This window comes from Streptomyces sp. RP5T (assembly GCF_003933965.1).
In the GTDB taxonomy this organism is placed as follows: domain Bacteria; phylum Actinomycetota; class Actinomycetes; order Streptomycetales; family Streptomycetaceae; genus Streptomyces.
This window is the reverse complement of sequence record NZ_RSAJ01000246.1, coordinates 1-12,102: the sequence shown is the minus strand read 5'-3', so window position 1 is coordinate 12,102 and position 12,102 is coordinate 1. Positions and strand designations below refer to the sequence as shown.

The 12,102-nt window shown below is 69.6% G+C and carries 12 protein-coding genes and 2 tRNA genes; 9 read left to right on the top strand and 5 right to left on the bottom strand.

The genetic code is table 11. The annotated features are described in order from the left end of the window. Positions 1 to 555 (top strand): Fpg/Nei family DNA glycosylase (locus EHS43_RS24170; protein WP_125192863.1); only part of this gene is annotated, 555 nt, incomplete at its 5' end. Positions 556 to 565: 10 nt separating this feature from the next. Here EHS43_RS24170 and EHS43_RS24165 read toward each other — a convergent pair. Next, positions 566 to 1,795, bottom strand: coding sequence for a GNAT family N-acetyltransferase (locus EHS43_RS24165; protein WP_185806376.1), 1,230 nt, complete (start codon positions 1,793 to 1,795; stop codon positions 566 to 568). Between the two features lie 188 nt (positions 1,796 to 1,983). On the opposite strand from EHS43_RS24165, the gene EHS43_RS24160 reads away from it, so the two are divergent. Next, positions 1,984 to 3,177, top strand: a complete 1,194-nt coding sequence (locus EHS43_RS24160) for a PP2C family protein-serine/threonine phosphatase (protein ID WP_125192862.1) — start codon at positions 1,984 to 1,986, stop codon at positions 3,175 to 3,177. A gap of 49 nt (positions 3,178 to 3,226) precedes the next feature. After that, complete coding sequence (locus EHS43_RS24155) at positions 3,227 to 3,685, top strand: HD domain-containing protein (protein WP_125192861.1); 459 nt, start codon at positions 3,227 to 3,229, stop codon at positions 3,683 to 3,685. 29 nt (positions 3,686 to 3,714) lie between these two features. Here EHS43_RS24155 and EHS43_RS24150 read toward each other — a convergent pair whose 3' ends face one another. Further along, positions 3,715 to 4,833, bottom strand: a complete 1,119-nt coding sequence (locus EHS43_RS24150; protein WP_125192860.1) for an acyltransferase family protein — start codon at positions 4,831 to 4,833, stop codon at positions 3,715 to 3,717. A 365-nt stretch (positions 4,834 to 5,198) separates the two neighbouring features. Here EHS43_RS24150 and EHS43_RS24145 point away from each other — a divergent pair, with 365 nt between their 5' ends. Continuing rightward, positions 5,199 to 5,393: a hypothetical protein gene (locus EHS43_RS24145; protein ID WP_125192859.1), complete on the top strand. Its 195-nt coding sequence runs from the start codon at positions 5,199 to 5,201 to the stop codon at positions 5,391 to 5,393. A gap of 18 nt (positions 5,394 to 5,411) precedes the next feature. Here the strand turns inward: EHS43_RS24145 and EHS43_RS24140 are convergent, their stop codons facing one another. Both EHS43_RS24140 and EHS43_RS24135 read right to left on the bottom strand, forming a co-directional pair. Further along, positions 5,412 to 5,867 carry a DUF6083 domain-containing protein gene (locus tag EHS43_RS24140; RefSeq protein ID WP_125192858.1) on the bottom strand — a complete coding sequence of 152 codons (456 nt, stop codon included), beginning with the start codon at positions 5,865 to 5,867 and terminating at the stop codon, positions 5,412 to 5,414. Between the two features lie 135 nt (positions 5,868 to 6,002). After that, positions 6,003 to 6,076: transfer RNA gene (locus EHS43_RS24135), tRNA-Gly, on the bottom strand. A 343-nt stretch (positions 6,077 to 6,419) separates the two neighbouring features. Between EHS43_RS24135 and EHS43_RS24130 the strand changes: the two genes are divergently transcribed. The 5 genes from EHS43_RS24130 to clpX all read left to right on the top strand — a co-directional run bounded on the left by EHS43_RS24130 (position 6,420) and on the right by clpX (position 11,315). Then, positions 6,420 to 6,496: transfer RNA gene (locus EHS43_RS24130), tRNA-Pro, on the top strand. A gap of 193 nt (positions 6,497 to 6,689) precedes the next feature. Then, on the top strand, positions 6,690 to 8,078 hold the full coding sequence (tig, locus tag EHS43_RS24125) for a trigger factor (protein ID WP_125192857.1): 1,389 nt from the start codon (positions 6,690 to 6,692) through the stop codon (positions 8,076 to 8,078). A 433-nt stretch (positions 8,079 to 8,511) separates the two neighbouring features. Next, on the top strand, positions 8,512 to 9,117 hold the full coding sequence (locus EHS43_RS24120) for an ATP-dependent Clp protease proteolytic subunit (protein WP_020136159.1): 606 nt from the start codon (positions 8,512 to 8,514) through the stop codon (positions 9,115 to 9,117). Positions 9,118 to 9,187: 70 nt separating this feature from the next. After that, complete coding sequence (locus tag EHS43_RS24115; RefSeq protein ID WP_020136160.1) at positions 9,188 to 9,868, top strand: ATP-dependent Clp protease proteolytic subunit; 681 nt, start codon at positions 9,188 to 9,190, stop codon at positions 9,866 to 9,868. Positions 9,869 to 10,028: 160 nt separating this feature from the next. Next, the gene (clpX, locus tag EHS43_RS24110; protein ID WP_053846477.1) at positions 10,029 to 11,315 is read left to right on the top strand and encodes an ATP-dependent Clp protease ATP-binding subunit ClpX; all 1,287 of its coding nucleotides are present in this window, start codon (positions 10,029 to 10,031) and stop codon (positions 11,313 to 11,315) included. A 68-nt stretch (positions 11,316 to 11,383) separates the two neighbouring features. Here the strand turns inward: clpX and EHS43_RS46590 are convergent. Then, on the bottom strand, positions 11,384 to 12,102 hold a 719-nt coding region (locus EHS43_RS46590; RefSeq protein WP_185806375.1), incomplete at its 5' end, for a hypothetical protein.

Here is a 12,102-nt window from a genome sequence, read left to right as displayed (position 1 = left end):
GACACGGTCCGCCTCCGCCTCGCGAACCCCACGGCCTACGTCGACCTGCGCGGCCCGACGACCTGCGCCCTGATCACCCCCGCCGAGAAGCAGTCGGTACACGACCGTCTCGGCCCGGACCCGCTCCGCGAGGACGCCGACCCGGACCTCGCCCACCGGCGGATCTCCCGCAGCCGTACGACGATCGCCGCCCTGCTGATGGACCAGAAGGTCGTCGCGGGCGTGGGCAACGTCTACCGGGCTGAGGTCCTCTTCCGGCACCGCATCGACCCGTACCGCGCGGGCAGGGACATCACCCCCGCCGAGTGGGACGCGCTCTGGACCGACCTCGTCGGGCTCATGCGCGAAGGAGTGCGGAACAACCGCATCGACACCGTCCGCCCCGAGCACACCCCGGAGGCGATGGGCCGCCCGCCCCGCGTCGACGACCACGGCGGCGAGGTCTACGTGTACCGCAGGGCAGGAATGCCCTGTCACATCTGTGGCGGCGAGATCCGCACCGCCGATCTCGCCGCCCGCAACCTCTTCTGGTGCCCGGCCTGCCAGAGCCGGTGAGAACAGGGCCCTAGAAGCCGTGCGGCAGCCAGGGCGCGACGGGCGAGCCGAAGCCCACTGCGGCCTCGGCCAGCGCCCCCTGCCGCAGCTCCCGGACCAGCCCGGCCCCCGCGAGCGAGGCGAGGCTCACGCCGCCGAGATAGGCCGCCCCCAACTCCCTTACGGACAGGGCGAGATCGGCCGAGTCCGTCGTACGGTCGCAGGAGGCGCCCTTGGTGTCCCCGCTGAGCCGCCAACGCCCGCTGTTCCAGGGGCAGAAGGCGTCCTCGACCTCCAACACCACGTCCACCGGCGTCTGATAGGTCCGGGCCTCCAGCGCGGCCCCCACGTCCACCAGCCGGACGTGCAGTGAGTCCCGCACCAGCAGCGAGCAGCGCCGGACGTCGGAGACCAGGTACTGCCAGGCCTCGTCGACCGGCCGGCGCCGTGCGTCGATCCGCGAGGTGAGGTCGAGGTCGAACAGGAACCGCCACAGCGCGGCGTGCGCGGCCGGGTCCAGCGCCTCCAGGTCGGAGAGCACCACCGTGCCCTTGGGGCCGGCCGGTTCCCAGTCCGCCTTGACCCGGTACCGCACGAACCCCACGACCTCGCCGTCCCGCTCCGCGACCACGCACTGAAGCGGCGAGGCACCGCCCCGGTCGCCCTCCGGGTCGAGCACCCCGAGCCGCTCCCAGCCCGGGATCCGGGCGACCATCCCGGGCCGCCGTGGCACCAGGGCGGCGTACACCGCCTCGCACGCCTCCAGCACATCGGCGGGCGCCGCGTACCGCAGGCGTACGTCGTCGGTGCCGGGCGGCAGGGACAGCCGTACCCGACTCGTGTCGATGTCGGCGTTGAGGTGGTAGGTGCCGACGCCGTACCCGAACCGGCCGTAGATCACCGGCTCGGAGGCGGTGAGCACGGCCAGCGGCTCGCCCCAGGAGCGCACGTCGTCCAGCTGGCGGCGCATCATCGAGGTGAGCACCCCGCGCCGCCGGTGCGTACCGGCCACGCCGACCATGGTGACGCCGGCGGCGGGCACGGACGCTCCGCCCGGCACGGTCACCCGGAAGCCGAACGCCCCCGCCGTCCCCACGCAGCGCCCGTCGTCCCAGACGCCGATGGAGCGGTCGTGCTCGGTCAGCGCACGCCACAGCTCCCGTTCCTCGGCCGACTCCGGAACCCCGCCGAAGGCGCGGATCAGGCTCTCGTACCACTCGTCCCAGTCGTCCTGCCGAAGCACGCGCAAGTCAGTCCCCATGAACCATGCCTACCAGGGCCCCGCGCGACCGGCGAGGGAATTACGGCACGGCCCGTCGCACACGGAAGGAGGCGGGGAGCGCCGGGAAGGGTACGACCCTTGCACGACTGTGAAGTTGAACCTCGCACGGGGGACAAGTCGTACCTCCTGTGCCAAGCAGGGGGTTCGACGGATAAGGTCCCGAACTAATGGCAGCAGGACGAGAGCGGCGCGCGGCAGCCGAGACGTTCACGGCCCGGTTGAGGATGCAGTGGCACCGGGTCCGCGTCGGCCTGCGCAGAAGCGCCGTGGACTACTTCCGCGGCGACGGCTCGGACTGGGTCGCGCTCGCCGGTCTGCTGCTGACCGTCCCGGTGATCGCGGCCGTCACCCTGATGAACTCGGTGTGGTGCTCACCGGCCGCGCTCGTCCTCCCCATCGTCGCCGGCGGTCTGCTGCTGCGCCCGGCGAGCCTGCTCGGTCTGTACGCGGCGGCGGCGACCGCCCTGATCGTGGAGTCGGTGCAGCTGGGCCCGTACACCGAGGGGCCCTCCCGGGTCACCCCGGGCGTGGTCCTGGTCGTGGCCGCCTGCGGGTTCTTCGGTCTGCTGATCGCCCAGTTCCGCAGCCGGGTCGGGGTGCCCTGGCGGCGCGGCGGCACCATGTTGTTCGACCTGCGCGAACGCATCCGGGTGCAGAGCAAGCTGCCGCACCTGCCGCACGGCTGGCACCGGGAGATGGCGCTGCGGCCCGCGGGCGGGCAGTCCTTCTCCGGTGACTTCGTCGTCGCGGCCCGTACCAACGGCGGCCGGACCCTGGAGGTCGTCCTGACGGACGTCTCCGGCAAGGGCATGGACGCGGGCTCGCGCGCGCTGCTGCTGTCGGGGGCCTTCGGCGGTCTGCTGGGCTCATTGCCCCCGCACGCCTTCCTGCCCGCCGCGAACGGCTATCTGCTCCGCCAGGACTGGGACGAGGGCTTCGCGACCTCCATCCACCTGGTCCTGGACCTGGACTCCGGCGACTACGAGCTCTACTCGGCCGGCCATCCGCCGGGGCTGCAACTGAGCGCGGGCAGCGGACGCTGGGAGGAGAAGGCAGCGGAGGGCCCCCTCCTCGGTGTCTACGACGGCGCCCAGTTCGACCCGGTCAAGGGATCGCTGCGGCCCGGCGACGTCCTGATGCTCTTCACCGACGGCCTGGTGGAGACGTCCGACCGCGACATAGTGGAGGGCATCGACCGCCTGACGGGCGAGGCCGACCGCTATGTGGCCGGCGGCTTCCACGGTGCCGCCTGGCACCTGATCGAGGCGGTGGCCAAGGACGTCAACGACGACCGGGCGCTGCTGCTGATCTGCCGCGAGGGCCCGACGGCACAGTCGGCCCCGCACCAGCAGCTGGGCTGACGCACCGGCGGACGGGACGGCGCCCTCGCGGACACGACACACTGGGGTCATGACCGACGAGTTGACCCTGGCCGAGGTCGAGACCCTCGCCCGCGCCGCACACGAGGGCCAGACCGACAAGGCCGGACGGCCCTACGCCGAACACCTGCGGGCCGTCGCCGAGGGCGTACGCGCGCGTGGCGGCGACGACGACCAGATCGCGGCGGCCTGGCTGCACGACTCCGTCGAGGACGACGCGTTGTCGGCGCAGTGGCTCGAAGAGGCCGCGCTCAGCCGCCGTACGAAGGACATCGTGCTCGCCGTCACCAAGCGGGCCGGAGAGCCGCCCGAGGCGTACGCCGGGCGCATCCTCGCCACCGCGGGCGCGCTGCTGGTCAAGCAGGCCGACCTGGCGCACAACGCGGACCCGGCACGCCTCGCGGTCCTCGACGAGGCCACCCGGAACCGGCTGACCGAGAAGTACGCGAGGATGCGCGCGCTTCTCGGTCTGGGCCGGGAATCCGGCTAGGGCGTGTCCGGCGGACCAGGCCAATACAGCTAGACGCCGGCCTTCTCGCGAGGTGCCGCCCTCTGCTCGCGCGGACGGGCCACGTCGGGGGCGTCCGTCCTGAACGCCCAGTTCATCTCGGGCTCCATCACGCACCGGAAGACCCGGCGCACCGGCGCGGTGCACAGCAGGGTGACGGCGATCGCGGCCAGGGCGCTCACGAAGAGCTCACCGGCCGGACGGTGCAGCCAGGCGGGGTCGAACCAGCCCGCGAAGCCCGCTCCCTTGATCAGGAAGCCGTGCAGGAGATAGCCGTAGAGCGTGCCCGCGCCGAGCGCGGTGAACCACATCCGCCGGCCCGGTACCCATGCGAAGAAGCAGGCCGTCAGCAGCAGCGAACTGCCGAACATGGCCAGCACCATGACGGGCCCCGTCCACCAGGGCGCGCCCATCTCCTGGACGGCGTTGCGGTGGTAGAACCACTCGGTGTTCATGCGCGGCACGGCCCACCAGCCGACGGCGAGCGCGGCCGCGAACACCGGCACCGCCACGATCCGCATCGAACGCCGGCGCACCATCCGGAAGTGCTCGGGCTTCACGACCAGCCCCAGCACGAAGTACGGCAGGAACTGCAGCACCCGCTGGAGGTCCAGGTCGTCGCCGATGTCCGGGGTCACGGAGGCCAGCATCGCGATGCCGAGCGCGAGCGGCAGCGGCCACCGCACCAGCTTCCAGATCGGCGTGGTCAGCCGCCAGATGAACAGCGCCACCAGGAACCAGGTCAGGAACCACGGGTCCAGGAGGCTGATCTCCATGCGGGGATCGTGGTCGGCGTAGCGCTTGAAGAGGGAGTACGCCGTCTCGAACACGATGTACGGCACCGCGACGCCGGTGACGAGCCGCTTCAGCCGGTCCGGGCGCATGTCGAAACTGCGCGAGAAGAAACCGGAGACGATGATGAACGCCGGCATGTGGAACGAGTACACGACCGTGTACACGCCCTCCAGGATCCGGCTGTCGCCCTTGAGCGGCTCCCAGGAGTGCGCGACCGCCACCAGGACGATCGCCAGGTACTTGGCGTTGTCGAAGAAGGCGTCACGCTGCTTGTGCGGAGGCGGGTCCTGCGGAGAACGCGGACGGGGGACTGCGTCGGCGGCGGCTGGAAACATCTGAGGCACCCTAGCCTCGGCTGTGCGTTGCCGTAAAACCAACCGTATCGTTGCTGCTTGTTCACTTCTGGGTCGCCTTCAACAGGCCTGTGTTGTCAGGATTAATCACCCCGAAATGCCGCATAACTGCACCCGTCGCACAGCTGTGTCGGTGCTTCGAATTCCCTGCGGACGGAATGTGCGGACGAGGTGGCCGGGGGCCGAAAGGAACCGGCCAGTGGGTGCGGAGCGTGTACCGGCATGGCCAAACGTTGGCTCAGCGGCCGCATATGCGGGCCGCGTTGGTGGCACGATGGTTCTGGCGGGGGTCGCGGGGTCGCGTCCCCGGGCCGGGAGAGCGGGACCGACCGAGGGTGTGATCAGTTGTGGCCATTTCGCTGTCAGTGGTGCTGCTGTTGGGGATCATCCTGGTGGTGTTGATGCGGGGAGGCACCATCAAGGCCGGCCCCGCCATAGTCGCGGTGCTCTTCGGCTTCTTCCTCGCCTCGACCGGCATGGCCGACGACATCCAACGCTTCCTGGACTCGATAGCGGAGACCATCAACTCGATCCAGTTCTAGCCCGGACCAGGACTCGCCTCACTCGGGGACACACATCATGCGGTGAGCCGGCACGACGGGTTCCCCCGGCAGCGGATCGATCCCGCGGATCCGCACGGCCACGACGTCCGTGGGGACGGGGGACCGTCCCGGCAGCCTCGTCAGACGCCACCTGAAGGGCTCGGGAACGTCTTTGGCGGGCAGTTCCGCCATGGCGAGACTGACCCAACGGTCGTAGGCGGTGGGGTATATGCGAACCGCTGCGCCGCACTCGGGACAGCGGGGTGGCTCGATCCACGTCGTGTCGTCGGGGCCCGGATCGGGTCTGGGGGCGGCGGTGGCCCCGTCGGCCGCGGCCATCTCGTTGGCGAGGGCATTCCAGCACCCCTCGCAGTAGCTCGCCATGAGACCGAACCGTCCGCGCTCACGCACGGCGTGGCCGATCTCCCCGCAGCGATGGCACGCCGACTGGTCACGATCCCGAATCGCCCCCATGCGTTTGAGTGTGAGCGAATTCGACCGGATCCCAGTAGGTCGCGATGTGGCCGTATTCAGGTGCCATGGCGCCGCCCCCGGACAACGATCAGGGCCAGGCGGAGGATTGATCCTCTGACCTGGCCCTGATGTGTATGGAGCGGGCGACGGGAATCGAACCCGCGTAGCTAGTTTGGAAGACTAGGGCTCTACCATTGAGCTACGCCCGCACAGCACGCGCCGCGGTCCGCTGGCCGACGGCACGGAAGCATCGTACCGGGTCGTCACCCCTCGTCGCACACCCCTTCCGCCCGCGGCGGCGCGCAGGGGATCACCGAGGCGTGTACGGGTCTCCGCCGCGCCCCCCTCGTGCTCCGGGCACCCACCGGCAGGCGAGGCAGGTCGGCGCCACGCGACGCGCCCGGCGCTCGACCCGGACGCCGTGCCCCTCCCGCTGCCCGGGCTGCCCGGACGGGTGATGTCGTACTCGCGCGTAGGAGTGCTGTGGGTCGGGGCTCGTGAAATGCGGCAACCCCGCTGCCTGCGGGCATGTACCCTACGTGTCGCACCAGACGGGGTGTGGCGCAGCTTGGTAGCGCGTCCGCTTTGGGAGCGGAAGGCCGTGGGTTCAAATCCCGCCACCCCGACCACCTGCGCGACCACCTGCGCGATCAGCTCGCGCGACCGAGTCCGTGATCGCCTTTGGGGCGTGTCGCCGCTGCCGTTACTATGCAAGCTGCACGCCCGTGTGTCTCTCCTACTAGAAGTCCTCCGGGCGGCTATCCGCCGGAGCCGTTCTGGCCCCGGCAGAATCCGAGAAGTCAGCCACAAGGAGACCGAACCGTGAAGAGCGCCGTGGAGACCCTGAACCCGACTCGGGTTCGGCTCAGCATCGAGGTGCCCTTCGAGGAGCTCAAGGACAGCCTCGACGCGGCGTACAAGAAGATCAACCAGCAGGTCACGGTGAAGGGCTTCCGGAAGGGCAAGATCCCGGCCCGCGTCATCGACCAGCGGTTCGGCCGCGGTGCGGTGCTGGAGGAGGCCGTCAACGACGCGCTTCCCAAGTTCTACACCGAGGCGGTCAACGAGGCCGAGATCGACGTCCTCGGCCAGCCCGAGGTCGACATCACCGAGCTGAAGGACGGCGAGACGCTGAACTTCACCGCGGAGGTCGACGTCCGCCCCGCCATCGAGATCCCGGACTACTCCGGCATCGAGGTCGAGGTCGACGCCGTCGAGGTCACCGACGAGGACATCGACAAGTCGGTCGAGCAGCTCCGTGAGCGCTTCGCCTCGACGTCCCCCGTCGAGCGCGCCGCCGAGGACGGCGACGTCGTCACCATCGACCTGGAGGCCAAGGTCGACGGCGAGGTGCTGGAGGACGGCGTCGCCAGCGGCGTCTCCTACACCATCGGCTCCGGCGAGCTGCTGGACGGCATCGACGACGCCGTGAAGGGCCTGGAGGCCGGTGGCGAGGCCACCTTCACCTCCGAGCTCAAGGGCGGCTCCGCGGCCGGCAAGGAGGCCGAGGTCACCGTCAAGGTCACCCAGGTCGCCGCCCGCGAACTGCCCGAGCTGGACGACGAGTTCGCGCAGCTCGCCTCCGAGTTCGACACCCTGGAGGAGCTGCGCGCCGACAGCCGCAAGCGCCTCGAGAACATGAAGCAGTACGACCAGGCCACCCAGGCCCAGGAGCGCGTCCTGGAGAAGCTCCTGGAGCTCGTCGAGGTGCCCGTCCCCGAGAAGCTCCTCGAGGACGAGATCAACACCCGCAAGCACAACCTGGAGCACCACCAGCTCGGTCAGATGGGCCTCGACCTGGAGAAGTACCTCGAGATCCAGGGCAAGACGGCCGAGGAGTTCGACACCGAGACCAAGGAAGCCGCGGTCAAGGGCATCAAGACCCAGTTCGTGCTCGACGAGCTCGTCAAGCGCGAGAAGCTGAACGTCAACCAGGAGGAGCTCACCGAGCACCTCATGCGCCGCGCCGCCTCCTCCGGCATGTCCCCCGACCAGTTCGCCCAGGCGGTCGTCGAGGGCGGCCAGGTTCCGCTCCTGGTCGGCGAGGTCGCCCGCGGCAAGGCCCTGGCCGTCGTGGTCGAGGCCGCCACGGTCAAGGACACCAACGGCGAGGTCGTCGACCTGGAAGACGACGAGGACGAGACGGCCGAGACCGTCGAGGCCGCCGCCGAGGAGACCCCGGCCGAGGCCGAGGAGAAGACCGAGGGCTGAGCCCACGGCCTCTCGAACGCCGTAGGAAGGGCCCCGGAGACGCAGGTCTCCGGGGCCCTTCCCGTCCGCGTCCGCAGGATCGGGCCGAGGGACGGGCCGGGAGACCGGGCCGGGGGCCGTGGGGGGCCACGCGCAGAGCCCCACAAGAACCACGCAGGGCCCGGGCAGATGCCGGGCCACGAGCCGCACAGCGGCAGCACAGGGGCCACGCACGGGCCGCGCGGCGCCCGCGCCCGGCGGTACACCGGCGATACCACGGGCTACGCCCCCGGCGAACACCCCCCTTACCGGGATTCCCCAAGGGGACCAGCGCGTTAGGGTCCATGAGTACCAGGGCAGGGAAGTCCCGCAGACTGCCCAGCCCCCGGACGGGAACACGTGAAGACGGCCCGGCGCCGTCGTAAGACGAGCAGGTGGATACGTGACGAATCTGATGCCCTCCGCCGCCGGCGAGCCTTCCATCGGCGGTGGCCTCGGCGACCATGTCTACAACCGGCTGCTCAACGAGCGGATCATCTTCCTCGGCCAGCCGGTCGACGACGACATCGCGAACAAGATCACCGCACAGCTGCTGCTCCTTGCCGCTGACCCGGAAAAGGACATCTACCTCTACATCAACAGCCCCGGCGGATCGATCACCGCGGGCATGGCGATCTACGACACCATGCAGTACATCAAGAACGACGTGGTGACCATCGCCATGGGCCTCGCGGCCTCCATGGGCCAGTTCCTGCTCAGCGCGGGCACGCCGGGCAAGCGCTTCGCCCTGCCGAACGCCGAGATCCTGATCCACCAGCCCTCCGCCGGCCTCGCCGGCTCGGCCTCGGACATCAAGATCCACGCCGAGCGGCTGCTGCACACCAAGAAGCGCATGGCCGAGCTCACCTCGCAGCACACCGGCCAGACGATCGAGCAGATCACCCGCGACTCGGACCGCGACCGCTGGTTCGACGCGTTCGAGGCCAAGGAGTACGGCCTCATCGACGACGTGATCGCCACGGCCGCCGGCATGCCGGGCGGCGGCGGCACCGGGGCCTGAGCCCCATGCGGGGCCACCACACCCCCGCTCAGCCCCTCAGCCGACCGCCTAAGCCCCTAGGAGACAGACAGTGAACGACTTCCCCGGCAGCGGCCTCTACGCCCGCACCGAGGCCGAGTACACCGGCCCGCGCGCCGAGTCCCGCTATGTGATCCCCCGCTTCGTCGAGCGCACCTCGCAGGGCATCCGCGAGTACGACCCGTACGCGAAGCTCTTCGAGGAGCGGGTGATCTTCCTCGGCGTCCAGATCGACGACGCCTCCGCCAACGACGTCATGGCGCAGCTGCTGTGCCTGGAGTCGATGGACCCCGACCGGGACATCTCGGTCTACATCAACAGCCCCGGTGGCTCCTTCACGGCGCTCACGGCCATCTACGACACGATGCAGTTCGTGAAGCCGGACATCCAGACGGTCTGCATGGGTCAGGCGGCCTCCGCCGCCGCGATCCTGCTGGCCGCCGGTACGCCCGGCAAGCGCATGGCCCTGCCCAACGCGCGCGTGCTGATCCACCAGCCCTACAGCGAGACCGGCCGCGGTCAGGTCTCCGACCTGGAAATCGCCGCCAACGAGATCCTCCGGATGCGCGCGCAGCTGGAAGACCTGCTGGCCAAGCACTCGACCACGCCGATCGAGAAGATCCGCGAGGACATCGAGCGCGACAAGATCCTCACGGCCGACGACGCCCTGGCGTACGGCCTGATCGACCAGATCATCTCCACCCGGAAGATGAACAACGCCGCCGTCCGCTAGGCGGACCCCGTAGGATATGCCGCCCCTTGGCACCGTGCACGTCAAAGTGAACCCTGCCAAGGGGGGCCCGAACGGGGGGCCCGGCAAGGTACCGTCGGACATAAGGCAGCACCAGGAGCCGCTGGACCTAGGCGTCTCCCAGGCGAAGGGGAAGCACACCGTGGCACGCATCGGTGACGGCGGCGATCTGCTCAAGTGCTCGTTCTGCGGCAAGAGCCAGAAGCAGGTCAAGAAGCTCATCGCAGGGCCTGGTGTGTACATCTGCGACGAGTGCATCGATCTCTGCAACGAGATCATCGAGGAGGAACTCGCCGAGACGAGCGAGGTGCGCTGGGAGGAACTGCCCAAGCCCCGCGAGATCTACGAGTTCCTGGAGGGCTACGTGGTGGGCCAGGAGGCGGCCAAGAAGGCCCTCTCCGTGGCGGTGTACAACCACTACAAGCGAGTCCAGGCCGGCGAGAACGGCGGCGGCAACGGCCGTGACGACGCGATCGAGTTGGCGAAGTCCAACATCCTCCTGCTGGGCCCCACGGGCTCCGGCAAGACGCTCCTCGCGCAGACCCTGGCCCGCATGCTGAACGTCCCGTTCGCGATCGCGGACGCGACCGCGCTCACCGAGGCGGGCTACGTCGGCGAGGACGTCGAGAACATCCTGCTCAAGCTGATCCAGGCGGCCGACTACGACGTCAAGAAGGCCGAGACCGGGATCATCTACATCGACGAGATCGACAAGGTCGCGCGGAAGAGTGAAAACCCCTCCATCACGCGCGACGTGAGCGGCGAGGGCGTGCAGCAGGCGCTCCTGAAGATCCTCGAGGGCACCACGGCCTCGGTCCCGCCGCAGGGCGGACGCAAGCACCCGCACCAGGAGTTCATCCAGATCGACACGACGAACGTCCTGTTCATCGTGGGCGGTGCCTTCGCGGGCCTGGAGAAGCTCATCGAGTCCCGGGCGGGCGCCAAGGGCATCGGCTTCGGCGCGACGATCCGCTCCAAGCGCGAGCTGGAGGCCAAGGACCAGTTCGAGGACGTCATGCCCGAGGACCTGGTCAAGTTCGGCATGATCCCCGAGTTCATCGGCCGCCTCCCCGTCATCACCTCGGTCCACAACCTGGACCGCGAGGCCCTGCTCCAGATCCTGGTCGAGCCGCGCAACGCACTGGTGAAGCAGTACCAGCGCCTCTTCGAACTCGACGGCGTGGAGCTGGACTTCGAGCGCGAGGCCCTGGAGGCCATCGCCGACCAGGCCATCCTCCGCCAGACCGGCGCGCGCGGCCTGCGCGCCATCATGGAAGAGGTCCTGCAGGGCGTCATGTACGAGATCCCGTCCCGCAAGGACGTGGCCCGCGTCGTCATCACCGCGGACGTGGTCCACTCCAACGTCAACCCGACGCTCATCCCGAGGGACGCCCGCGGGCGGGGTTCGGGCGAGCAGAAGACGGCGTAAGTCCCGCAGACACGGAGAAGGGGCCCCGGTCAACCGACCGGGGCCCCTTCTCTGTTGCGGGTGCCGCGTCAGGCCTTGACGCGAACCTCCTTGCGGAGCTTCGCCGTCATGTCGGCCGCGCCTGAAAGGTCCGCCGCCTTTCCGGCCATGGCGTCCGCCATGTCGATCGGGATGACCACACCCAGCGTGCTGTGGTCGCCCCAGATGCACACCGGCATGCTGATCGAGCTCGGACCGGAGCCGGAGCTGTCGGAGACCTTCGTCTCCTGGCACTTGAGGACGGCGCCGTCGAGGCCGGCAGGTGTGTACGCCTTCGGGCTGCCGACGGCCTCGCCGTCCGAGTCCGTGGCGGCGCTCTTCTGCATCTCCTTGAACATGGCGTCCACGACCTTCTCGGGGTCGTCGATGTCGCCGTAGACACCCATGAAGTTGATCATCTTCATATTCAGGTAGTCGGTCGCCTCACCGGACTGGTAAGTGGCGCTCACGTCCTTGGCGTTCTTCACGCCGTGCTTCTCCGCGTCCCTGACGTCGTCCTCGCTGAAACCGTCGCCCTCGGCGCTCCCGGACTTCTTGTAGTCCGTCAGGACGGTCGCCGGTGTCGACAGGGTGTGCGCCCCGTCGTCCGCGATGTCCGAGCCGCCGCTGCCGCCCCCGTTGCCGAGGACCAGCCACGCGCCGACCGCGATCGCGGCCACGACCGCCACCGCGCCGAGGACGATGCCGATCGTCTTGCCGCTGCCGCCGCCCGGGGGAGGGGGCTGCGGGACGCCGTAGGGGGCCTGGC

What these genes read in the sequence shown, in the direction of transcription:
- EHS43_RS24160 (WP_125192862.1), top strand. Translation starts at nt 1,984, where the DNA reads ATGGCAGCAGGACGAGAGCGGCGCGCGGCAGCCGAGACGTTCACGGCC.
- EHS43_RS24120 (WP_020136159.1), top strand. Translation starts at nt 8,512, where the DNA reads ATGCCCTCCGCCGCCGGCGAGCCTTCCATCGGCGGTGGCCTCGGCGAC.
- EHS43_RS24140 (WP_125192858.1), bottom strand. Translation starts at nt 5,867, where the DNA reads ATGGGGGCGATTCGGGATCGTGACCAGTCGGCGTGCCATCGCTGCGGG.
- EHS43_RS24150 (WP_125192860.1), bottom strand. Translation starts at nt 4,833, where the DNA reads ATGTTTCCAGCCGCCGCCGACGCAGTCCCCCGTCCGCGTTCTCCGCAG.
- EHS43_RS24155 (WP_125192861.1), top strand. Translation starts at nt 3,227, where the DNA reads ATGACCGACGAGTTGACCCTGGCCGAGGTCGAGACCCTCGCCCGCGCC.
- EHS43_RS24165 (WP_185806376.1), bottom strand. Translation starts at nt 1,795, where the DNA reads ATGGGGACTGACTTGCGCGTGCTTCGGCAGGACGACTGGGACGAGTGG.